General features: G+C 51.0%; 21 protein-coding genes, 1 tRNA gene and 2 pseudogenes. 12 read left to right on the forward strand and 12 right to left on the reverse strand.

Annotated elements, in window-relative coordinates; translation table 11 throughout:
• Positions 1-489: 489 nt before the first annotated feature.
• The 3 genes and pseudogenes from FPZ49_RS37935 to FPZ49_RS27385 all read left to right on the forward strand — a co-directional run.
• Positions 490-821 (forward strand): annotated as a pseudogene (locus FPZ49_RS37935) (transposase); the annotation flags it as partial.
• 291 nt (positions 822-1,112) lie between these two features.
• Positions 1,113-1,361: pseudogene (locus tag FPZ49_RS37665) on the forward strand (S-layer homology domain-containing protein); the annotation flags it as partial.
• Between the two features lie 18 nt (positions 1,362-1,379).
• Entirely contained in the window at positions 1,380-3,935 is a 2,556-nt protein-coding gene (locus tag FPZ49_RS27385) for an S-layer homology domain-containing protein (RefSeq protein WP_261381650.1), read from the forward strand.
• A 537-nt stretch (positions 3,936-4,472) separates the two neighbouring features.
• Here the strand turns inward: FPZ49_RS27385 and FPZ49_RS27390 are convergent.
• Positions 4,473-4,976, reverse strand: a complete 504-nt coding sequence (locus FPZ49_RS27390; RefSeq protein ID WP_144853202.1) for a GMC family oxidoreductase — start codon at positions 4,974-4,976, stop codon at positions 4,473-4,475.
• A gap of 267 nt (positions 4,977-5,243) precedes the next feature.
• Positions 5,244-5,316: transfer RNA gene (locus tag FPZ49_RS27395), tRNA-Val, on the reverse strand.
• Positions 5,317-5,529: 213 nt separating this feature from the next.
• Between FPZ49_RS27395 and FPZ49_RS27400 the strand changes: the two genes are divergently transcribed.
• Positions 5,530-5,772 (forward strand): hypothetical protein, encoded by a 243-nt coding sequence (locus FPZ49_RS27400; protein ID WP_144853204.1) that lies wholly within the window; start codon positions 5,530-5,532, stop codon positions 5,770-5,772.
• 73 nt (positions 5,773-5,845) lie between these two features.
• Positions 5,846-6,820, forward strand: coding sequence for a hypothetical protein (locus FPZ49_RS27405; RefSeq protein ID WP_261381651.1), 975 nt, complete (start codon positions 5,846-5,848; stop codon positions 6,818-6,820).
• Here the strand turns inward: FPZ49_RS27405 and FPZ49_RS27410 are convergent.
• Together FPZ49_RS27410 and FPZ49_RS27415 are read right to left on the reverse strand one after the other, a co-directional pair.
• On the reverse strand, positions 6,800-7,246 hold the full coding sequence (locus FPZ49_RS27410; protein WP_144853206.1) for a PilZ domain-containing protein: 447 nt from the start codon (positions 7,244-7,246) through the stop codon (positions 6,800-6,802). The genes FPZ49_RS27405 and FPZ49_RS27410 overlap by 21 nt on opposite strands.
• A gap of 105 nt (positions 7,247-7,351) precedes the next feature.
• Positions 7,352-7,579: a hypothetical protein gene (locus tag FPZ49_RS27415; protein ID WP_144853208.1), complete on the reverse strand. Its 228-nt coding sequence runs from the start codon at positions 7,577-7,579 to the stop codon at positions 7,352-7,354.
• 180 nt (positions 7,580-7,759) lie between these two features.
• Here FPZ49_RS27415 and FPZ49_RS27420 point away from each other — a divergent pair, with 180 nt between their 5' ends.
• The 3 genes from FPZ49_RS27420 (at position 7,760) to FPZ49_RS27430 (ending at position 10,309) form a co-directional block, all read left to right on the forward strand.
• Positions 7,760-8,053, forward strand: coding sequence for a DUF1811 family protein (locus tag FPZ49_RS27420; RefSeq protein ID WP_144853210.1), 294 nt, complete (start codon positions 7,760-7,762; stop codon positions 8,051-8,053).
• A 213-nt stretch (positions 8,054-8,266) separates the two neighbouring features.
• Complete coding sequence (locus FPZ49_RS27425; protein ID WP_144853212.1) at positions 8,267-9,784, forward strand: hypothetical protein; 1,518 nt, start codon at positions 8,267-8,269, stop codon at positions 9,782-9,784.
• Positions 9,785-9,808: 24 nt separating this feature from the next.
• Complete coding sequence (locus FPZ49_RS27430; protein WP_144853213.1) at positions 9,809-10,309, forward strand: divergent PAP2 family protein; 501 nt, start codon at positions 9,809-9,811, stop codon at positions 10,307-10,309.
• Here FPZ49_RS27430 and FPZ49_RS27435 read toward each other — a convergent pair.
• The 5 genes from FPZ49_RS27435 to FPZ49_RS27455 all read right to left on the reverse strand — a co-directional run bounded on the left by FPZ49_RS27435 (position 10,293) and on the right by FPZ49_RS27455 (position 15,496).
• The gene (locus FPZ49_RS27435) at positions 10,293-11,918 is read right to left on the reverse strand and encodes an ATP-binding protein (protein ID WP_144853215.1); all 1,626 of its coding nucleotides are present in this window, start codon (positions 11,916-11,918) and stop codon (positions 10,293-10,295) included. The genes FPZ49_RS27430 and FPZ49_RS27435 overlap by 17 nt on opposite strands.
• Positions 11,919-12,149: 231 nt before the next feature.
• A complete protein-coding gene (locus FPZ49_RS27440; RefSeq protein WP_144853217.1) occupies positions 12,150-12,383 on the reverse strand; it encodes a DUF3892 domain-containing protein in 234 nt (77 codons plus the stop codon).
• Between the two features lie 42 nt (positions 12,384-12,425).
• Entirely contained in the window at positions 12,426-13,634 is a 1,209-nt protein-coding gene (locus tag FPZ49_RS27445; protein WP_144853219.1) for an ornithine--oxo-acid transaminase, read from the reverse strand.
• 15 nt (positions 13,635-13,649) lie between these two features.
• Entirely contained in the window at positions 13,650-14,561 is a 912-nt protein-coding gene (gene rocF / locus FPZ49_RS27450; protein ID WP_144853221.1) for an arginase, read from the reverse strand.
• Positions 14,558-15,496 (reverse strand): proline dehydrogenase family protein, encoded by a 939-nt coding sequence (locus FPZ49_RS27455; RefSeq protein ID WP_144853223.1) that lies wholly within the window; start codon positions 15,494-15,496, stop codon positions 14,558-14,560. Before FPZ49_RS27455 ends, rocF begins: the two co-directional genes overlap by 4 nt.
• 169 nt (positions 15,497-15,665) lie before the next feature.
• Here FPZ49_RS27455 and pruA point away from each other — a divergent pair, with 169 nt between their 5' ends.
• Positions 15,666-17,213, forward strand: a complete 1,548-nt coding sequence (gene pruA / locus FPZ49_RS27460; RefSeq protein WP_144853225.1) for an L-glutamate gamma-semialdehyde dehydrogenase — start codon at positions 15,666-15,668, stop codon at positions 17,211-17,213.
• Positions 17,214-17,260: 47 nt separating this feature from the next.
• Here pruA and FPZ49_RS27465 read toward each other — a convergent pair whose 3' ends face one another.
• Positions 17,261-18,004 carry an MBL fold metallo-hydrolase gene (locus FPZ49_RS27465; protein ID WP_144853227.1) on the reverse strand — a complete coding sequence of 248 codons (744 nt, stop codon included), beginning with the start codon at positions 18,002-18,004 and terminating at the stop codon, positions 17,261-17,263.
• Positions 18,005-18,316: 312 nt separating this feature from the next.
• On the opposite strand from FPZ49_RS27465, the gene FPZ49_RS27470 reads away from it, so the two are divergent.
• The gene (locus FPZ49_RS27470) at positions 18,317-18,931 is read left to right on the forward strand and encodes a stalk domain-containing protein (protein ID WP_144853229.1); all 615 of its coding nucleotides are present in this window, start codon (positions 18,317-18,319) and stop codon (positions 18,929-18,931) included.
• 95 nt (positions 18,932-19,026) lie between these two features.
• Entirely contained in the window at positions 19,027-19,317 is a 291-nt protein-coding gene (locus FPZ49_RS27475) for a DUF1292 domain-containing protein (protein WP_144853231.1), read from the forward strand.
• Positions 19,318-19,475: 158 nt separating this feature from the next.
• Here FPZ49_RS27475 and FPZ49_RS27480 read toward each other — a convergent pair whose 3' ends face one another.
• Positions 19,476-19,904, reverse strand: a complete 429-nt coding sequence (locus FPZ49_RS27480) for a DUF1885 family protein (RefSeq protein WP_144853232.1) — start codon at positions 19,902-19,904, stop codon at positions 19,476-19,478.
• A 130-nt stretch (positions 19,905-20,034) separates the two neighbouring features.
• Between FPZ49_RS27480 and FPZ49_RS27485 the strand changes: the two genes are divergently transcribed.
• Positions 20,035-20,871: a Cof-type HAD-IIB family hydrolase gene (locus tag FPZ49_RS27485; protein ID WP_144853234.1), complete on the forward strand. Its 837-nt coding sequence runs from the start codon at positions 20,035-20,037 to the stop codon at positions 20,869-20,871.
• 63 nt (positions 20,872-20,934) lie between these two features.
• Here FPZ49_RS27485 and FPZ49_RS27490 read toward each other — a convergent pair whose 3' ends face one another.
• Complete coding sequence (locus FPZ49_RS27490) at positions 20,935-22,404, reverse strand: aminotransferase class I/II-fold pyridoxal phosphate-dependent enzyme (RefSeq protein ID WP_449289945.1); 1,470 nt, start codon at positions 22,402-22,404, stop codon at positions 20,935-20,937.
• Between the last annotated feature and the right edge of the window lie 40 nt (positions 22,405-22,444).

Here is a 22,444-nt window from a genome sequence, read left to right on the forward strand (position 1 = left end):
TCAGTGAAATCATCTGCGGATTTAGGAGCTGTGGCAGCCATTGCTACAGACGAAAACATCGAGAATGCCAATGCAAGAGAGAGAATGGAAGATACTTGTTTTTTCATATGTTGTATGGCCTCCTGGTTGTTTAAGTTTTTTTGAGCCGTTCGTGCTGGTTACAAGAATGAGTATACTACGTGCTATACGATTTATCATGCTATAGATGTTGACAATAGAGTATATTCAATTCCAGTCTGTTGATTTGTAGTGAATGGAAGAAGCAACAAATGAAACTCTTTATAATGGAGGATTTAAATAGAAGGACAATTAAACAAGATATTTTAGACTATTTGTCGTACGAAAACCTTTAAATAACGCCAAAAGAGGCTGTCTCAAAAGCCATGAAACTGGCTGGGATGCCCTCTCTTTAATTTAATACAACAAAAAGAAACCGTTCCTTGGTAAAATGGAGGTACCACCCAACCACTTACTAAGGAGACGGTTTCTTTGTACATTCAATATACCATGGATCAACTTTGCCGCAAAAGGATTTAGAAGAAGACATTCCTCAGAATCACATCGTTCGTGTTGTTAACGCCGCCGTCAAACGTCTCGACGATGCCATCTTCGACGCAGCCTATCCAGGAGGTGGACGAGACAGCTATCACCCCAAAATGCTAACCAAAGTCATCATCTATGCCTACACCAGCGGATTTATTCCTCCCGACAGATTGCCAAAGCTGTTCGCGAAAACATCATGTTCATGTGGATCGCGGGCAGGCAACGACCGGAACACCATTAATAGGTTCCACTCGGAGCGAATGAAAACAGTACTGGAGAAACTTGCAGGTTGCTTTAAAAGGGCGGTTCATCTAGCCCCTGCAATCCATAGAACATACGTATATTATTGTAGTGCTTTAATCACATTTAAGAATTCGTTACAGATACCGACAGATTTTGTAACGCTGAAATATTATTATTTTTATGTATATAAAATGGAATGCGATGGGGTAATGTCTCATTAATCTTCCAGGGTGAGAAGGAGGTTGTGTTGTTATAAGCAGGTAGTGCGTTATTTGAGATACATAATGTATCTATAAACTAAGGCTTAGGCTTATTGGAGGCTGGGTATGAATCGGCGTTGGTTTCAATTTCAAAAAGAATTCTCAATAATTCTTATTTTTTTTATCATCTTGCAGGCTACGGTTCCCACCTGGGCGGCGACAACGTCAGACTTGTCTATCGAATCAAGTGAAAAGCCAATATCCCAGAGTGTAGCGCTTCCCGAGTGGGCCGCGAATGAGATCTCCGCTTTACTCAAGGCAGGTATAATTCAGGGTTATGAAGACGGAAAATTTTACCCTGAGCGTACACTTACTAGAGCGGAACTGGTCACAATGATGAACCGGGTATCAGGGGAGAAATCCTCTGACGAGTCTTCACAGCCGAGATTTTCAGATTTGGCAGGCGAATGGTCTGCTGACGAGGTCATGAAAGCCGTACAACAGGGGTGGGTTCAAGGGTTTCCGGACGGTACGTTCCGGCCAAATCAGCCTATTAATCGGCAGGAAGTTGCGGTCATGTTGAACCGGTTGTTGAAGTTGAGCCCCAAAGGGACACTTCCGTTTCATGACAAGGATGCGATTCCTTCATGGGCTGCTCCAGCCGTAACGGCAATGTCAGAGGCGTCAGTTTTGGAAGGCTATCTTGACGGCACGTACCGGGGTGAACAGCCGTTGACCCGGGCCGAAGCGGCCGTTTTGCTGTACAGATTCCAACAGAAGGCAGCCGTTTTCGATCATTCGTTGACGATCCAAACGGTAACGATCTCCGACACCCCACTCGCAGATGCATATGTGTTTGTCCGTATGAAGGATCAGCGATCCGTTATCAAGTGGGGAAAAACGGACCCAGATGGTAAGTTGACGATGCAGCTTCCTTATGGTTCGTATGATGTGACCCTGCAGAAGGAGGGCTTTGCTTCCCACCAAGCCATCCAATTTGTAACAAATGCTGCCTCCTTTACACTCAAAGCGGCGAAAGCAGCTACATTTACCGGAAAAATTATTGATAAGGATGGAAAACCAGCGGCGGGGGTCATCCTCTCGTTCACGACGAACCCCACTTTTGTCGCCGTTACCAATGCGGAGGGTGAATTTAAGGCCGGTATTGCTCCGGAATTGAATTATAGGCTGTCGCTTATTTATGATACCGTCCTTAGCGACCAAATCCGCCGGAACGGTATCGTGGAAGATCCATTTACCCAGCTTGCGAAAAATCCGCAAAGTCTCGGACGGTTTGATGATCCGTCGCCCCATCCGTCTCTCTGCGAATGCGAAAAAATTGAATTAACTCGTTTGTTCACCGCTCCTACGGCAGGTGCAAACTTAGACTTGGGTAGGATCTACTTTACCGAAGTAAATGCAGTACCTAGCTTCGGTGGCGGTGGCGGTGGAGGAGGGGGCGGAGGTGGAGGATCATCATCTAGCGATTTTATTCCTCCTGCAGTTCCGACGGGTCTTAACGCGAGCCCCGGGATCGGAAATGTTGCGTTAGGCTGGTCCGCAGTAGCCGACAACGATTTGGCCCTTTACCGCGTATACGTGTCCGCAAATGATGGGGGTACTTGGAATACGGCGATTAATGCCGGGAAGGTCACACAGTATACCGTCACTGGTCTGACTTACGGAATACGATACAGCTTTTCCGTCACCTCTGTTGATACGGTAGGTAATGAATCGGTAAAAACCGCGATGGTTCAATCCGTCACATGGAGTGCACCGGATCAGACATCGCCAGCGATTCCAGCGGGATTAATCGCTACGTCGGGAATTGCAAGCGTCACCTTGAACTGGGCCGCAGTCAGTGATGCCGATCTAAGCCACTACAACGTGTATGTGTCTGCCAATGGCGGAGGTACCTGGGGCACTGCGATAAACGCAGGGAAGACGACACAGTACACGTTGACCGACCTCACCTATGGCAGCTCATATCGATTCGCTGTGACAGCAGTGGATACTAGCGGCAATGAATCAACGAAATCAGCCGAGGTCAGCGCATCGCCATTGAAGCCTGCCGATGGAATACCGCCAGCCGTACCGAGCGGAGTAACTGCATCATCAGGAATCGGCAGCGTCACCTTGAACTGGGCCGCAGTCAGTGATGCCGATCTAAGCCACTACAACGTGTATGTGTCTGCCAATGGCGGAGGTACATGGGGCACTGCGATAAACGCGGGGAAGACGACACAGTACACGGTGACCGACCTCACCTATGATTCACTGTATCATTTTTCCATTACGGCAGTAGATATTAGCGGCAATGAATCCGCTAAGTCCGTTGTAGTTTCAGCAACGATACAATCACCCGCGAGAGATCCGCTTCCACCGGATCCGGGCAGCGGTCCTGCCTATAAATTTGCGGATTTCTTTAGCCGTGTCGCGGTGCCACTTGGAGCTTCTGATACCGGGCAAACCTGGTTTAATGGTGCGGGCTCTCCGCTGACCTTTGGGGCCAATGGCACGAAGGCATATATCGCCGCCGGATCAGGCTTTGGAATGTGCTTTACTAACGCCGGGGCGGCGGATGGTTATACTCTCACGGTCAAAATCACCTATAAAGCCGGAGAAGCGGCGGCGATTATGTGGCGGTCAGACGGGACAAGCGCAAACCGCTGGGTGTTCGTCTTGCAGGACGGCGGGCAAACACGCATGGAGAAGAACGTAGCGAGCGCAGCCACGAACTACGCTACCACGGGATTTAACCCGGTAGATGGGCAAACGTATACCGTGAAGATTGTCGTCAGCGGCAACACGAATACAGCGTTTATTGATAATGTACAGATGCAGCAGCAGACGGACGCAGCGCTCAATGATAAGACGTTTATCGGTTTCGCGAGCTGGGCAAACGTGGGAACACCACGTTCCCAATGGGACGATGTAATTATGCAATAAAGGAGGTGAACCATGTAACTGCAGATCGGTTTTGACAGGGAAAAAACAGCGATTCATGATTCGGAAAAAATAAAAAAAGCCTTGTAAGCCAAGGTTTTCGCAGTATGACCTGTAGTGGGCTCGAACCACTGCCCCCCACCCTGTCAAAGAGACTAAGAGGAATTTTTGAATTCTGTTATGGTTGCATAAACTCCTGATGTATAAGGCATTTACTGACCAAATCCATTATCGATCCTTCTACATGCCCTAGAAGCGCTATCTATGTTCCTGACGCTTTATATAAGGGGCCTTGATTATTTCAAGGGGTCATCGGTTCTTTGTTTGTGTCACCGGACAGCTGCTCTACGAGAAAGATGTCAGGTGACACAAACTTATATGCATAATCTTTTTACGACACAAACATATGAGCATAATCTTGAATGAAATTGGCCCGCAAAATTAGCTCGATAACCGATAATAGAATGCTGGCATTATAAGCGGCTTTAAGTGTTCCCTCCAGACGGGAATCTTATGATTACTCTCGCTCGAATCAAGGATCTATTTGCTAGAGCCTATTGATGACTCAATGATTTGATTTGCAATCGTTAACCCAATCATAAACGCAGGGGCGCCCGTATTACCGTCTACCGTGAACGGAATAATGGAAGCATCCGCTACGATTAAGTTCTTCACTCCGTGCACTCGTCCTTTACTATCGACAACGCCGCCTTTATTAAGAGGAGCCATTCGAAGAGAGCTTTGTTGATGATGATTATGTCCGAAATTTTGTTTAATGTACTCCTCAAGCTGTTCGTCATCATCGATTTGGCTTACACTTGGGGTAACGAGCTGGTACTTAGGATCGATAGCTGCAAGCTGCTCTGCAATCCCTTTAATATATACCTTGAAAATGTTTTTGACTGACTCCAAGTCGTCGGGGTCTTGTAGAAATCCTTCATTGGCAAGCACAATTTTCAATGGGTCGTTGTTTTGGAATTTAATGGATCCGCGGCTTTTAGGCTTAATTGGTTTCCTAAATTCTTCACAAATAATACTATCGATGAAGAAACTAGAACAATCATCACTAAGTCAGGAAATTGGCTCGAATATGCCATGCAGTCACATAAGAAATCAAATTCCTTGTCACACCGTTGGTATGTACACATGGAAAAATTTATCTCTTAATGTAGCTCATTGAGAAGCAAAAAAATTTTCGTCAACAACTCGTCAACAATCAGCTGAAATAGTGTCTGTTTTAGTCTAATTTCATGAATCTGTTATATAAAAAAAGCCCGCAGAATCAAGGATTCTCGGGCTTCTGTTCTTATATGACCTGTAGTGGGCTCGAACCACTGACCCCCACCCTGTCAAGATGGTGCTCTCCCAGCTGAGCTAACAAGTCATGATACAATATTTCGTGTGAACATTTTCTATATTACCAAGGGAGCGCTAGCATGTCAAGAGTTAACTGAAATTTTACCATAGAAAGGTGAAAAATAATCTGTTTCGCCAGCAAATTTCGAGCGTTTTTTTATAGCGCCTATCATATAATCAATCTATTAAAAACGCGCTATGCTAGGTAGCGCCTCATACTACCACGAGAGGAATGATGCGGATGCCATTTGTGACCCATGTGAACCACGTGACCAAGTACGGCAGTATCTACTGCTGCTTGCGGAATAAAGTCGTTCCGTTAAACGACTACCAGATCTCGCACTACTGCTCCGGCTGCAAAATGAACCAAGGGGTGGAGCAAGGGGATAAAGTGCAGTGCTATTGGAATGACGTCCGGAACATCTCAAACCCTCATATCGTGTACGACCCTCAGACCGAATTCAAGCGAATGCAAGCCAGGTAATCGGCCGCCAAAGAAAATGGTGTGACACAGACGTGTTCTCGTCTGTGTTTTTTAGTTCGGGCGATATGCTATAATGTGGAGCAGAGACAAGCTGGAGAAAGCAGGGATGAGGATGAACCATTTTGACCGGATGAGACCGCCGTTTCCAGGGAGGAGTATGATCGAACCCGAAGGGGAGACGCTTGACTGGGGGGGCAAAGAATTCGGTACACACCGGTACCATGTTCGCCGTCTCGTGGACGAATCGATTAGACTGCTTGGGCGTCCTGAGAAAGCGGTAGTGCTGGGAGCCGGCAACCACGGAGAGGTAGATCTGCCGGCCCTCGCGGTTCATTTTGGGCAGGTGACCGTGATGGACAGTGAAGACAACATGCTGCAGGAGTGGCTGGAGTCGACTGGAGGGCTTGCACTCAGCCGGTTGAAATCGCTGACGCGCGTAGACTATACAGGCTTGGACCAAATTTCATTTTATGAGACGTATGAAGAAATGCTGGAGAACGGAGCGCCAGCGGCGGAGCTGGCGGGCTATTTACGCGATTGCGCCTTCCAAGTTCGCCGGCAGGAGCGCTTGCTACATTTGAAAAAATCGTTTTCCCTGGTCGTTTCCTCAGGTGTGCATACGCAGCTGTTTTATTTGTATGCCCTGACGCAATTCCACGGCTATATGGAACGGTATTCGGCATCCGATATTCGGCAGGTGATGGAGGCACTGGTGTATTTGCGGAACGGGCTTGTGACGGACTATAATCAGCTGCTGTTAGCACTGTTGAAGCCGGAAGGCAGAGTGGTGGCCTGGACGGAGATGGTACTGCTGGACGAAGCAAAGAAGGGGATCGTGGACGAGCTGTACATGCTCCAGTCGGAGCAAGAGCGGACAAGCTATTTGTTCGAGGTGTTTGGGAAATATGGGCTGGAGGCAGCAGTGCTGGGGATGAAGGATCTGCATGATAAGCTCCGATCGGAGCAGCTCTTGTTCCACAGCTGGGTATGGCACACCGAGACCGGCAGGACGTATCTCGCTGCCGGCTTATCGGGGCGTCCGAGTTAGGGGCAGGAAGTCGGCCAGCTCTTCTGCCGGACAAAAGCTGCAGCCCGACGGGGTCGGAGTTTTACGCAGCTTAATGGACAACGCATTAATCATGCTCGTCAGCGCGGTGGTGTCCGCTTCATCTAATGAAAACTGGGAGCAATATTCATAATGCCCCGGTTCAGGCAAAATCGACCGTACGATGGTGCCAAGAAGCCGAAAATCTTTGCCTAAGGCGGTAAATTTCATCTCGACGAGCAGGTTATGTTCTTCAGGCAAGGGATTCACCGTATAGAAACGGGCACCACCGGCGCTGATATCTACCAACGCGGTTTTGAATACTTTGTAATCCGGGTCGCTGTCATCATGTCCAATGATCTTAATCTCAGCACCTATGGGATGGGAGAACAAAAGTCGAAAAAAGTTACGTTTATTATCTGTAGCCATAGCATGCCAACCCTTTACTATAATGATGTTAGTAAACCTACTATAACGTACATTTTAGGTTCGTGACAAGACCTGAAATATGCACTGTAAAGCAAAAAGACCGCTCTAATAGAGCGGCATTTGAATGCTATCTTCCGATTGACTTCGATGTAGTATCGCATGATTTCCGATGATCTCGATCCGCGAAATATCGTTGAGCTCAGATTGTCCGGCGGTAGCCGAACGGGCATGCTTGCTTTCCAGTACGCTGATCAGCTGAGGAATCGCTTTTTGATCACTAGAAATGAAGCTTACAGGAATTTTCTTGTCGCGAAACAACAATTCCGTGGTCATCTGGGCCAGTGCCTCCTTATTAGCGTAGGTTCTCTTCTATTATACAGGATATGGATGGAATTACTATTAATAGTTTGTTACATTACTTGACATGGTTCGAGTCGAATGGACAGACTGGACGATTGAGTGGATCGGACACGGTCGATAAAAGCAGTAAAGAAACGAAAGGTGCGAACGGCTATGAAAAAGTTATTTAGCGAAATGACCAAGCAAGAACTGGAGGCGGAGATGAAGCAGCTTCGCGAAGAGATCGCGGAGGCTGAATTTGCGAGCCAGAAAGCGGTGTTGGAGCGCAAGTATTACACGGCGATGGCGTACACGCTCGATCCGGCGGATTTTCCACCCGGGGCATATAAAGTGGAGCACGTCCAGCTTCCGTTTGTGGTGCGTTATCTGAATGGCATTATGGCCTGGGGCACCATCGGTGAGGATGAAGAAGCCAGCTACCCGATTTCCATGATCACCCCCCTTTAAAGTAGGTTTGAAAAAAGGAAGCCGTGCAAAACGAACATTGGGTGTTCATTGCCCGCTTCCTCCCCTTCGGCTTCAGTCCCATGACCCCAGTACCTATGCGAACAAAAATAGAACATGTTGTTACAAAAATTTGACTATGAATCGGTCTGAAATGTGGTATATTTAACATAATTCAATGTGAATGCTACCATGACAGATTCGCAGGAGGGGTCAATGACTAGAGTAGGAATTTGGATGTTCCTATTCAGCTTGATGATCATGTCCACCATGACACCGATGGGCTACGCAGATGAACGAAAAATAGAAAGCGCATACAATTCCCCTGAGGGGATTTCGTTCACGAGCTACAGCAAGAAGTGGGATGAAGCAAAGCTGGAGGGGCTTTATCAGATGCTGCTGAATTGCGGCCATGGGGAAGAGCTGCAATCGCTTAAGAAGGTCGTGCTGGATCCAGAGAGGAGCACGGGAAAAAGCGGTGCCCGGGTCGGAGGCTACAACGAAAATGAAAGCGCTATCCGAATTTATGAAGCGGATGTCATTCCCGTCGAGCGGATATTGGTTCACGAATATGGTCACCATTTTACCTACTATTGGTTGAAGAAAAAAGAAGGCAAATCGCCTAATGAGCTGACGGAAGCAAGTGAGTGGTCTAAGCTGCGGCAGCTGGATGGCTATCCGATCCGGTGGTCAGGCAGTCCGATGACCTATCAGCATAAGTGGGATCCGGCAGAGATCATGGCGGAGGACTATGTCCTGTTATTCGGCATCGCTTCGCAAAAGCCGCCGACTCGTCCGGAGGAGGTTGTGAACTATGCGCGGCATGAGAATGAATACATTCCTTCCGTTTATACCTTGCCTGCTGTACGCGAGTATTGGGAGAAAGCCGCGGGATTACTGGCGAAGCCCTTGCTGACCGAACCGGAAATCCAAGGGATGGAGCTGGAACAGGCATCGGGTGACGAGCCCGCCCGCCTGAAGGTCAAGCTTGAATCGGTAAAAGAGGACTGGCTCTCTGGGAAGGTGCTGTACGCGGCGAAGCTGGTGCTGTTCCCGACAGCAGGTGGCTGGCCTGAGCGTGAGATCGCAACGATGGAATCGGACAGCGCGGAGGATCTGGAGATCACGATTCCCATTTCAGCGGCTGAGCATTCGAACGACAAATATTATGGGCATGTGTCGATTTGGGCATACCATGAAGATACACGTCAAATGACCAACACTCCGCTCTACGACAATTGGGTTGAACTTTCCAATATCAATGAATCCAATTCAAGTACCTCCATTAAGAAAGTGCTTCGCGACATTCCGCCGCCTTGGGACCAGCAGGGTTTAACCAACATTTTACGGAATGAAGGTCTGAAGCGTTGGCCGATCATGTATATGATGATAGACGGTCGTCTCCAGGCGATGGGGACTCGCGGCGTAAGTATGAATCAGGACGGAACGATTAACATCCCTTTAAAAGTGCTGGCGCGCACTAAATTGGCGAAAAAGGCAACCGTCGCTTTCCGCTGGGGTGGTCACAGTTTCATCGTTCGTACGGGTCAGGAGGAGGCTGTGGTGGACGGCAAACGCGTCCCTCTAAAGTTAAACAATGTGGGGGGCGAGCCCATGATTTCAGCGAATGAGCTGGGGCGGTTAGTCGGTGCACAGATGACTTGGAAGGAAACGGAGAGCACTCTGGTGTTCGAAAAGCGTTTAGAATCACGTATAGAATCAATCGGGGAATAGGATGCTAAGCTTGAGGTGATGGCCATGAATCGGGCGTTATGGACGTCCATTGCCGGCATCGCGGCAGCTCAAGTGCTTAAGATTCCATCGAATATGAAGGAAAACGGCGGCAGGTGGGAGTGGCGGGATATGTTCCGTACAGGCGGAATGCCCTCCTCACATGCCGCCGGTGTCGTCTCACTAGCCACGTATATCGGCATGAAGAAGGGGTTTGCGTCGTCGTCATTCGCTATTGCATCCACCCTTAGCTTAGTTGTCATGTATGATGCGATGGGCATTCGTCGGCAAGCAGGCCTCATTGCCACGGAAGTGAATGAATTAGACGAGAAGGTGAATAAGCTCTCGAAGCAGCAGATGCCGCATATGCCTGTGGAGAAAGATAATGAGCTCGAGGAGCGACTGGGGCATCTTCCCGCCGAGGTACTGGGTGGGGCGCTGCTAGGCACCTTTGTCGGGCTGGGGAGCTTTGCATGCGAAACAAAAAGAAAGCGCAGCGCGCTTTCTTGGATTAAGCTGAGATGGTAGTCTCGGCTGCTTTAGTTGTGGTTTCCGTCGTCTTGGGGGACACCGTAGGGAGCGTAAGGGTGAACTTGGTGCCCTCGTCCTTGACGCTTTCCACTTCAATCGTCCCCTCGTGGTCTTGGACAATCTTGTGACAGATCGACAAGCCTAATCCCGTGCCGGAGTCCTTAGTAGTGTAGAACGGAATAAAGATTTTTTCCAGCTCGGATTCGGGAATGCCTTTGCCGGTATCGGTAATTTCGATGATCACTTTCTGGTCGATGGGCAGCAGCTTGATGTGCACCTGTCCTTGCTCGGGCATCGCTTCGAAGGCATTTTTCACCAAATTGAGCAGGAGCTGCAGCATTTTATCTTGATCCATCATCATGAGAATCGGCTCTTCTCTGGGCTCAAAGCGGATATAATGGCCCAGCCGGGTCGATTCCGAATCCAGCAGAGAGATGACGCGATGAATGCATTTTTGAATCGATTGGACCTTAAACTGGGTGACGTGCGGCCGGGAGAATTGCAGGAACTCGGCGGTTAGCATGCTCATCCGGTTTATTTCGTCCATGATCAGATCGTACCACGGCTCAATATTATAGCTGCTGGCTTTGGACAGCTGCAGGAATCCTTTGACCGTCGTAAGCGGATTGCGGATTTCATGTGCCATACCGGAAGCAAGCTCTCCGACGACCCTCAGCTTCTCCGAGCGCAGCATATGCTCCTCGCGCTTCAGCCAGCTCTCTCGCTTCATTAAATAAAGGGAATGCTCCGCAACAAGGATCAGATCGTCCTTCGTCAGCCCGTCCACCGGATGGCAAGCGATGCCAAAATGAATATCGATGCCGGTCAGCTTCGGGAATTCGGACGCGAGCTGTTGCGTGATGGTATGTACAGTGTGCTGCAAGTCGTCGCATTTGAGCACGATCGCGAATTCATCGCCCCCGTAACGGCTAATCAGCGAAGCGTCGGGGAAAATAATGCGCAGCAGCTGGCCGACCTGCTTCAGAATTTTATTGACTCCCTGGAACCCGTTGGTCGTATTCAGCGCTTTGATATCCTTGCAGTCGATCAGGACGAGAATAACTGTATCTCCGGAGCTAACGAGCTTCTCAAACTGCTTATGAAATTCTTGGAGGTTATATAAGCCGGTAAGCGAATCATGCGTTGTGAGGTGTTTTTTCTCATTGGTGAACATTTGTTTCTGCTGCTCGAAGTCATGGATGTATTTGCAGTACAAATAAGCAAGAACCAGACAGCTTAGAGCGGTGTATGCCACTGGAATATAGTTGCTGACATCTGGATTGTGCGACAGCGAAACGGCGGAGAACGCCAGCATCAGCACGATGTTGATAGAAAAGGCGGTATTAAAGGACGAAATTCGGTACTCTCGGCATAAATGCAGCAGATAGAGCGGAATGCACCATTCCGAGCCGCTGGACCAATGAAAGGCAACTAGCAAAACGAGCTGAAGCAAGTTATGTATGGGAATGCGTTGGCTAACAAAGTGGCTGATGGCATATAATGCTGCAAGTAGAGCTAGGAGAAGCGGGGAAGTGGCTGAGCCGGTAATAAGGGAATAGGCGAATATAATGCAAGAATAGATGAGGATGATCCATTTGACATTCAAGGAACCTCAACTCCCGACCGTTCAATAATTTATCCTATAAATAATAAAATTCTGTGTCAGCCCCCGAAATTCCTGCTTTTCCCACCAAATTTCTCTAAAATTCTTTTTCTTGCTGTCGAGCCTTATATAAATTTCGTGTCCTGGATAAGAGGTTGGGGGGGCACGGCACGTGAAAAAACCAAGCCGCTAAATGTTGCATGCAGCTTGGTTTGGGTAGCTTTTTGGATAGGGTTAAAATCCGGGGAGATTATCCAGATTGTTGGTCGGGTCGCCATCGGCATTCGAGCGGAGATGCTCGTCGCCGTCACGCCCGCGAAATACATTGACATTGGCGATTTGGCCGTTTTTGGCCATATGCTGGGCTTCGACGTAGTCCACGACCTGGCCGTTAGACAGCTTCAGCTCTACGATATCTCCGTCGCCGTTCTTGCGGACAGCGACCACTTGCGCTTGGTTTTGTTCCATTGCTTTCGCCTCCTCCATCTTAACATGTGTAAGAAGGCGGCATTATATTCCTGCATCGAGCACACCTCGAATCCGTTCATACGCCCAAGTCAGCTGCGGGCGTGTAATGGTAAGCGGCGGGGTCAGGCGGATGACCCGCTCATGGGTTTCTTTGCAGAGCAGGCCGGCGGACATGAGCTTCTCGCAATAAGCTCTAGCGGGTACAGAAAGCTCAATGCCTATAAATAGCCCGCTGCCCCGGATTTCCTGAATCAGGGGGGAGCGAAGCTTCTTGAGCAGGCTCATGAAGTACGCTCCCAGCTTGTGCGACCGTTCGGCTAGTCGCTCCTGCTGGATGACATCCAGAGCGGCGATCGCCACCGCACAGCCAAGCGGGTTGCCGCCGAAGGTGGAGCCATGCGAGCCTGGCTCGAACAGCCCAAGCACCTCGCGGTCGGCGGCCACGGCCGAAACTGGGATGACGCCGCCGCCCAGCGCCTTGCCGAGCACGTAGACGTCGGGCACGACCTGTTCGTGGTCGCAAGCGAAGCGTAGTCCCGTCCGGCCGAAGCCGGTTTGAATCTCGTCGGCGATCAAGAGCACGTTGTGCCGCTTGCACAGCTCGGCTGCGGCTCGGAGATAGCCGGGAGTCGGGAGTAGGACGCCGGCCTCTCCTTGCATGGGCTCCACCAGGAAGGCTGCTGTATTGGGGGTGATCGCTTGCTCCAGCGCCGGGAGATCGCCGAAGGGAATCACCCTAAAGCCCGGAGTGAACGGGCCAAAGTCATCCCGGTACTCTTCCACGGTGGAGAAGGAGGTAATTGTGACGGTTCGGCCGTGGAAATTATTCTCACAAACGATCAATTCCGCTTGATCGTCGGCTACTCCCTTCGCACGGTAAGCCCACCGCCGGGCAGCTTTGATTGCGGTCTCGACCGCCTCCGCACCGGTATTCATCGGCAGGATCATCGATTTGCCTGTATAGGCCGCCAGCTTTTCATAAAACATACCCAGCTGATCGTTATGAAACGCTCGGGACGTAAGCGTGACCCGTTCTGCCTGACGCTTCAGCGCTGCGATGATTTTCGGATGCCGGTGGCCTTGATTTAAAGCGGAGTAAGCGCTGAGCATATCCATATACCGGTGTCCTTCCGGATCCTCGACCCAAACGCCCTTAGCCTTCGTGATGACGATCGGAAGCGGCCGGTAATTGGCTGCACCAAGCTGCTCGGTCGTCTGGATGATATCGGAGGTGCGGGTATCGGTAGCCATGCGGCTTCAGCCCCTTTACAATATGGTTTCGCCGAGCAGCGAGCAGATCAGCTCCGCCGCCAGCTTCGCCGTTCGATTGTCGGACTCCAGCGTAGGATTCACTTCGACCAGCTCTGCTGAGGTGACGAGGCCGGATTCGGCCAGCAGCTCCATGGCCAAATGCGCTTCCCTGTAGCTTAGCCCGCCTCGTACTGGCGTCCCGGTGCCCGGTGCCTCATAGGGATCTACGCTGTCGATATCGAAGCTGATGTGCAGGCCATCCGTCCGGTCGCCAGCCACGCGGAGCGCCTCCTCCATCACCTTGGCCATGCCGAGGCGATCGATGTCGTGCATCGTAAAGCAGCGGATGCCTTCTGCAGCAATCAGGGCCTTTTCCCCCGGGTCGAGATCCCGGACACCGATCAGCACGACATGCTCGGGGCGCAGCTTGGGCGACGGTCCGCCCAGCCCGGTGAGCAGGTCATGGCCTTTGCCCAGCAGCGCGGACAAGGACATGCCGTGAATGTTGCCTGACGGCGTCGTTTCTGCCGTATTCAGGTCCGAATGCGCATCAAACCAGATGACGCCGAGCTTCCTGTGCACTTGGGCAAGCCCGGAGATGGTACCGATCGCTACGCTGTGGTCGCCGCCAAGCACGAGAGGAAACCCTCCGCTCGCCGCAATCGCGGCGGTCTCATGCGCCAGCTCCCGATTGGTAGCCGCCACCTCGGCTAAATGGAGTAAGCCGGAGAGCGAGTTCACAGAGTTCCCGGCTGTCGTGTTCTGCGGATTCACCGTGCGGATCGGTTCAACGCGGTGGCCAAGACTAGTCAATCTGGGGATGAGTCCGGTATTTAAGATGGCGTCAGGTCCAAGGGCTGCTCCGCGCCGCCCCGCACCTAAATCGAAGGGAACGTTCACCACGGTGATGGTTTTCAATCTGCTCATGACTTTTTCCTCACTCGCCAATTTTTTAAGATAAACATCACATTCGCCGGCCGCTCGGCAAGCCGCCGCACAAAATACGGATACCACTTGCGCCCATAAGGCACGTAACAGCGGACTTTGTAGCCCTGCTTGGCCAAGCGCTCTTGAAGCGGAGAGGCTACCCCGTACAGCATCTGAAACTCAAACGCCTGACGTGAAATGCGGCGCTCTGAGGCATAGGTGCAGGTCCAATCAATGATGGCCGCATCATGGGAGGCGATAGCCGTATAGACGCCCGAATCGAGTCTTGCTGCAATGAGCTGCTTCAGATTTTCATCCACATCTCGTTTCAACCGAAACGCGATGTTGTTCGGCTCTTTGTAGGCGCCTTTCACCAGACGCAGCACGACTGCTTTATTAGTCAGTTGGTTCACATCGTCCAAGCTGCGGTGAAGATAGGCCTGAATGACGGTGCCAACGTTGCGCAAGCCTTCTTTGTGAAGCTTTTGTACAATGCCTATCGTTGAGTCCGTATAAGGGGAATTTTCCATGTCAATGCAAACGAACACCTGGTGCTTTCGAGCACGCTGAACAATATCGCGAATATGCGTAAAGCCGGCATCGGGATCAAGCGATAGTCCCATTTGCGTAGGCTTTAAGGAAATCCCTGCCTCTACCTTATGCTCCTGAATGCAATCCAGCAGCTTCAAATATTCCTGCTTGAACGCTTCAGCCTCTGTCATTGATCGAATTCCCTCACCCAAATGATCGATCGTCGCGGAAATCCCTTTTCGGTTCAGCTTGGCAACCTCCATCATGACTTCTTCCAGCGTCTCCCCTGCAACAAACCGCCTCGCCCCAAGCTTCAGGCCATAGCGCTGGGCCACAGCGGCCACCGCCCGGTTGCCTGCCATCGTAAGCAGGACGGAGCGGAATAATTTGGTACCGAGATCCATAGCGAATCCCCCTTTCCCTGATGCATTCGTAATGCCCTAGAGGGCTGTCGCATACATATTAAGAACAAAGCTGCTCATTGAACTTGGCCCTTTTTCGTGTTTGTTATATATCTTATTCGCCCGTCGCCCGGAAGGAGACCAATTTTTAAGACCTAAGGAGGCGTCTGTTATGCTGGAGCCGTTTCGGAATGAACCGCTGTCGAGCTTCTCCGATCCCAAGGAGCAGCAAAGCTTTGAAGCTGCGCTGCGCAAAGTGGAGTCCGAGCTGGGTAAAGAATATGCGATACGAATCGGAGCGGAACGAATTCTGACCGACCGAAAGCTGGTATCGATCAACCCCGCCGTTCCAACGCAGGTTGTAGGCAAGGTCGCACAAGCAGATAAAGCCATTGCAGAGCAAGCGATGCAGACGGCTGCGGCTGCCTTTCAAGAATGGAGGAAGGTGCCCGCTTCACATCGCGCACGAGTGCTGTATAAAACGGCGGCGCTGCTGCGTCGTCGAAAGCATGAATTTTCTGCCTGGATGGTGTATGAAGCAGGGAAAAGCTGGGTGGAAGCGGATGCCGATACTGCCGAGGCAATTGATTTCTTGGAGTTTTACGGCCGGGAAATGGAACGGCTAGATGAGCGGCAGCCCTTGGTGCGAATTGCAGGGGAGGATAACGAGTGGACGTATCTTCCGCTCGGGGTGGGCATTATTATTCCGCCTTGGAATTTTCCGCTGGCCATCATGGCTGGAATGACCTCGGCCGCCGTCGTGGCAGGCAACACCGTGGTGTTGAAGCCGGCCAGCACGACGCCAGTCATTGCGGCGAAATTCATCGAGCTGATGGAGCAAGCCGGCTTGCCGGACGGCATCGTCAGCTTCGTGCCGGGGGCGGGAAGCGAAGTGGGAGATGCGCTCGTCGATCATCCGCTTACACGGTTTATCAGCTTTACCGGCTCCAAAGAGATCGGGCTGCGCATCAATGAACGGGCTGCGAAGACCGTTCCGGGGCAGCGATGGATCAAACGGGTGGTCGCGGAGATGGGCGGCAAGGATGCGATCATTGTGGATCAGGATGCGGACCTGGAGCTGGCAGCCGATGCGATTACCGCCTCCGCCTTCGGATTTTCAGGCCAGAAGTGCTCTGCCTGCTCAAGGGCCATCGTTCATAATGCCGTGTATGACGAGGTGCTGAAGCGCGTTGTCGCGAAGGCTAAGGGAATTGCAATGGGGGATCCGCGTACTGGAGTTTACTTGGGCCCGGTCATCGATGAGAAGGCTTTTCATAAGATCAAGGAATACATCGAAATCGGCAAAAGAGAAGGAAACCTGGTTTTAGGTGGAGAAACGGGGAGTCCGGACGACGGCTATTTCATCTCGCCGACGATATTCGCGGATGTGCCGCCGGAGGCAAGAATCTCGCAAGAGGAAATTTTTGGGCCGGTGCTCGCTTTCACTCGGGCGAATACGTTCAAGGAAGCGCTGGACATTGCCAACGGGACGGATTTTGGCTTAACTGGAGCGGTGATCTCGAACAATCGGGAGCATCTGGAATGGGCGCGCGAGGCATTTCACGTCGGCAACCTGTATTTGAACCGCAAATGCACCGGCGCCTTGGTAGGCGTTCAGCCGTTCGGCGGCTTTAATATGTCCGGTACCGACTCCAAGGCGGGGGGACGCGATTACTTGCTGCTGTTCACCCAACCGAAGGTCGTCTCGGAACGATTATAACGCCAATAAATAAACCCGGCTCATCGGTATGATGTTCCGGGTTTTCTTCATTTGAATTCATACGTTTTAAATTGCTCGATAAAGCGCATCCAGCCGGTTTTTCCTATAAAATCCGTCATATTGTCGCCGTAGTGCATGAGCAACACGTTTCGTTGGAGCGCCTCGGGCAAAGTTAGCAGCTCATCTAGCGTCGCATGGACTATGTTGGAGCCGCCCAGCTGGCATTCATGGAGGAAGTGCTCGCATCCCCGCTTCTCAAATAGCTCCGTCAGCAGCGTGCCGTTGAGCCTCGAGTCGGCGCTGTAGTATACCCGCTCATTCAGCAGGAACCCATAGCTTGGCTTATGAGGAATATGCTCCGTTGGCAGCAGCTCGATGGTGAGCTCGGGATGGATGGCTACCGGCTCGCGTTCCGGAAGCGGGATGACGTCAAAATAGTCGCTCAGCTTATGTATGCCTTCTGCGATGTTCTCCAAGCCGCCGCGAAGCGAATGCTCCCAGAGTGGGACCTCCAATGCTGCCGGCACGAACAGCTTCGTTCGGCGTTTAAAGTTATACATGTATTGGAAGGCCAGCTCCTCAAGTCCACCTACATGATCTGCGTGAATATGGGAGATGAGAATGGCATCGATGTTCGGCAAGGGGATTTGCAATTCGTTCAGTGCCCGGGGGGCGGTGGCTCCGCAGTCGATTAGCAGCGTAAAATGCTTCGTATACACCAGAGCATTGTTATTATAGTAGGTTTTCGCAAACGCGCTTCCCGTACCGATCATTTGAATTTGCAGGCTCATTTGCGATCCTCCCCTTTTTACGTCTTAGGTCCTTTTCCTAAATCTAACACGGGGGAAGAAACCGTTCAAGAGAGATATGACACCATTTGACAAATAATGCTGCCATTAAGTATGAAGCATGAAAGCTTCAAGCCTAAATGGCTTTGAATTATTACCATATTTTGTGTAAAAACGAAAAATAACTCGTGTCTGCAACTAGATCTAGCGTGTTTTTGAAAAAAATGAGTTTTCTTGAGTGAATGTCCGCAACCTTTACCCGGCTTCGGAGTATAACCATTCAGAGACGAAAGAACATGATGGAGGTTGCTGGGAATGAAAGTGCAGCGATTGCTGACGTTAGCGCTGTCGTTATCCTTATTCGGGGCGACAGGGGCTGTAGCTAGCTCCATGTGGGGCGACTACGAAGGCTTTTCGAAAGCAAGAGTCATGATCAACAATGAAGAAAAATCGTTTAGCGATTCCGATACGCCTGCTTTTTTGATTAAGGGAAGTGCCGTGCTTCCGGTTCGTGTGCTATCAGAGACGTTGCATGCCTTGGTGAAATGGGACAGCTCAACGAATACCGTGAACATTCAGAAGCCTAATGTACATATGTTTGTTGCCAAGAAGGTTGACAACGATTATTCGATCAAGCAGCCGTTCGGCGGCGTGAAGAAGGGGGATCGGCTGGATTTTGCCGTATTCGCTCAAGTGGATAGCTTGAAGACCCCGATCAACTCGTTCAAAATCTCCATCGTTTCTCCTAGCGGAGAGCAGGTAGCGGTGCATGAGAAGGTGGTAGGAGGGCAGCGGGAGAGCTTCTGGTATCCTTGGCCGTTCAACGTCACGTTCAGCGAAGCAGGCAACTACGTTGTGAAATTTTCTATTAAACAAGATGAAGGCGGGGACTACACCGTCGTATCTGAGAAAGTGATTCTCTCGGAATAGCCTATGAAACCGCTTTGAGCCTTCATTGACTTCCGCTCCGTCATCATGTTACGATACGGTGGTGCAATCAATCTAAGACGAAGTGAGGTTTTCTAATGAGCGATCACATACATGATGCTTCATGTGACCATGATCATGAAGATGATATTTTTATCGTAACAGACCAAGAGGGTGTAGAGCATGAGATGGTGATGGTTTACACGTTCGAAGTCAGCGAACAAGCGTATGCTGTTCTGCTGGACCGCAACGATATGGAAGCGGACGGCGTCATTTTCCGTATCGAGGAAGAAGACGGCGAAGCGTTCTTGGCCAGCATCGAAGATGAGGCCGAGTGGGAGCGCGTTGTGAAGATCTACGAAGAGATCGTGGAAGAGCAAGAACAATAAGAATGGGAACCCTTCTTGCAGCGGTAGCCATAGTGAACCTTTGAAGTTCATAATGGCTACAAGGAGAAGGGTTTTTCTTTTGAAAGGCGACGAAGCTTGGAAAATGAAAAGACTGCCGGCCTCCGGTGACACCGGGCAGCTCAGCAGCCTCAAAACACTTATTTGCGTGGATTAAAGTACATAATGCGTCCGTTAAACAGATGAAGCTCGGCTTTCCATAAGCGGCCGAAATATTTGCAAAATTCATTGCCTTTCGCTTTATCACCGATGGTGGCGTCATCCGGCAGCACCACTTGAACGAAGGGACGGCCGGTTTCATCCGATGCGTCCGAAGCATCCGAGCCGACACCCAAGACGATGTATTTATACAGAGGGCTCTTTCCCTTCAGGTAAAACCATTTGCCTTCACCCTCGGTCTTGGTTTCAATCGAATAAGGAAATCCGGCATCATCGTATTCCCAGCCAAGCTGCTTGCCTGTGAGCGCGAGCTGCTCCTTATAATGCAATAATTGTTGTTTCAGATCATCCAAGGTAATGGAAGATAGGGCGGATCCTTCGACAAACTTAATATATGCGCTTTGCGCCATGACGTTTGCACCTGCCTAAATAGTGGACTGGAAAGGCTTACATGCTTGTGCGAGCACCAGAACCATCATAGCATTAAGAATTTGGAAATACAATATGGAGTTGTCAACTCGAGAGGGAGATCAAGGCGTAATGGATCAGAAAGTATTTAGCGGTTGCCTGCTGGTAACGGACCTGGACGGTACGCTGCTGGGCAGTGACAAGCAGATTAGCAAGGAAAATCTGGCGGCGATTGAGAGATTTGTAGAAGAAGGCGGGCTGTTCACCATTGCTACCGGTCGGATTACCGCGTCGGCACGCCGTTATGTGGAGCAGCTGCCGGTGAAGGCTCCTGCGATTTTATATAATGGAGCCGTCGTCTACGACTATGAGCGGGATGAGACCGTCTGGGCCAAAGAGCTGCCCGAATCGGTTATCGGGGTGATGGAGCGCGCTATGCAGCGATTCCCGGAGCTAGGCGTGGAAATTTACGAGGAGAACGGGGACAGCCCTTACATCGTACGTGAAAATGAGACCACGCTGCGTCACCGGGCCATTGAGCGTTTTCCTGAAAAGGCGGCACCTGACTATACTACGCTTTCCAAGCCATGGATGAAGGTGCTGTTCGCTTGGGAGCCGAAGCGATTGGATGAAGTCGCTGCTGTGGCTGAGGAGCTGAAAGGCACTGCGGATGTCATCTGGGTGCGGTCGGATGATAAATATTTGGAGCTGCTGCCCGCAGGGGCCTCGAAAGGGCACGCATTGGAGCAGCTTGCTGCGCAGCTGGGCATTCACTCCGAGCACTGCGTGGCGATGGGCGATCATTTGAACGACCTGGAGATGATTCGGCGCGCAGGGATTGGTATTGCGGTAGCGAATGCGCATCCGGATCTGCTGCAGGAAGCAAACCACTGCTGCAAGCACCACAACGACCATGCGGTGGCGGATGTTATCGCTTGGTGGGAAGAGAAGCGGAGTGCACGCGTGTAAGCCAAAGGAATAACTAAACACCCCCTGGTTCAGATGAATTGAGCCAGGGGGTGTTTTATTTTCTTAGAAAATAGCCGGCGTTTCTACGATAACCTTGACATTTTCGATGCTGCGGTCTTCCGGTCCTTTGACAGGCAGTCCCACTTCAATGTGCTCGGTGATGTAGTCGATCAAGTCCTGGGAGATGACTTCTCCAGGGAGCAGAATCGGAATGCCTGGCGGGTAGACGTAAATGAATTCCGCGATGATCCGGTCAGCTGATTCTTTAAACGGAATAATTTCCGTATCCCCGTAAAATGCGTCGCGCGGGGTCAGCGTAAGCTGTGGAATTTTCGGAATTTTGATCACGAGCTCGTTGGCTGTCCGGATATTGTAGTTTTCCTCCGACATTCTGCGGAGCGCAGTCAGCAGCGTTTCGATGTTGTCTCTTGTATCGCCCGGAGTCACCAGGCAGAGGATATTGTACATATCGCTCATTTCGACTTCGATATTATAGTGCTCGCGCAGCCAGTTTTCGGCGTCGTAGCCGGTGAGACCCAAGTGGCGTACATGGATATTCACCTTGGTAGGGTCATAATCGAACGTGGCTTCCGTACCGAGAATTTCCTCACCGAAGCATTCCAGCCCTGGGATGGAGTTAATTTCTTTGCGTGCATAATTGGCCAGCTCAATGGCGCGGTCGGCGATCGCCTGACCGTTCAATGCCAGATTGCGCCGTGCGCAGTCGAGCGAGCCGAGCAGAATGTACGAGGTTGAGGTGGTCGTCAGCATACTGATGATCGTTTTCGCCCGGCGCACATTGACACGGCCCTCACGAATGTTGAGCACGGAGCTCTGTGTCATGGAGCCGCCCAGCTTATGGACGCTGGTAGCCGCCATATCGGCGCCCGCCTGCATGGCCGACATCGGAAGCTTCTCGTTAAAATGGATCAACACCCCATGCGCCTCATCGACGAGCACTGGAATATTGTAGCCGTGGACAATATCCACGATTTCTTTCAGGTTGGCGCATACGCCATAATACGTCGGATTAATGACAAGCACGGCCTTCGCGTCCGGATGGCGCTCAAGCGCTCTTCGCACCGAGCTCGTCGTCACCCCATGGTCGATCCCGAGATTTTCGTCGCGGACCGGCTTCAAGAACACGGGCTTCGCCCCGGCAAAAATAATCGCAGCCATAATCGATTTATGTACGTTCCGCGGCACGATGATTTTGTCACCCTGCGAGCAAACGGTTAAAATCATGGTCATGATCGCCCCGCTGGTGCCCTGCACGGAAAAGAACGTATGATCCGCGCCAAACGCATCGGCAGCGAGCTTCTGCGCTTGCTCGATCACACCGGTGGGCTGATGCAAATCGTCAAGTGGCGCTATATTGATCAGGTCGATGGACAGCGCGTTGTCGCCGATAAACTCCCTGAACTCGGGGTCCATGCCGACACCTTTCTTATGTCCTGGAATGTGAAATTGCACTGGATTGCGTCCGGCATGCTCCTTTAACGCGGTAAACAGGGGCGTTTTCGTTTGATCCACGGTCATCCCTACCCTTCATTAGTGAAATTTGAAATTGAAG

It is taken from the genome of Paenibacillus cremeus (assembly GCF_007786445.1).
Taxonomy (GTDB): domain Bacteria; phylum Bacillota; class Bacilli; order Paenibacillales; family NBRC-103111; genus Paenibacillus_G; species Paenibacillus_G cremeus.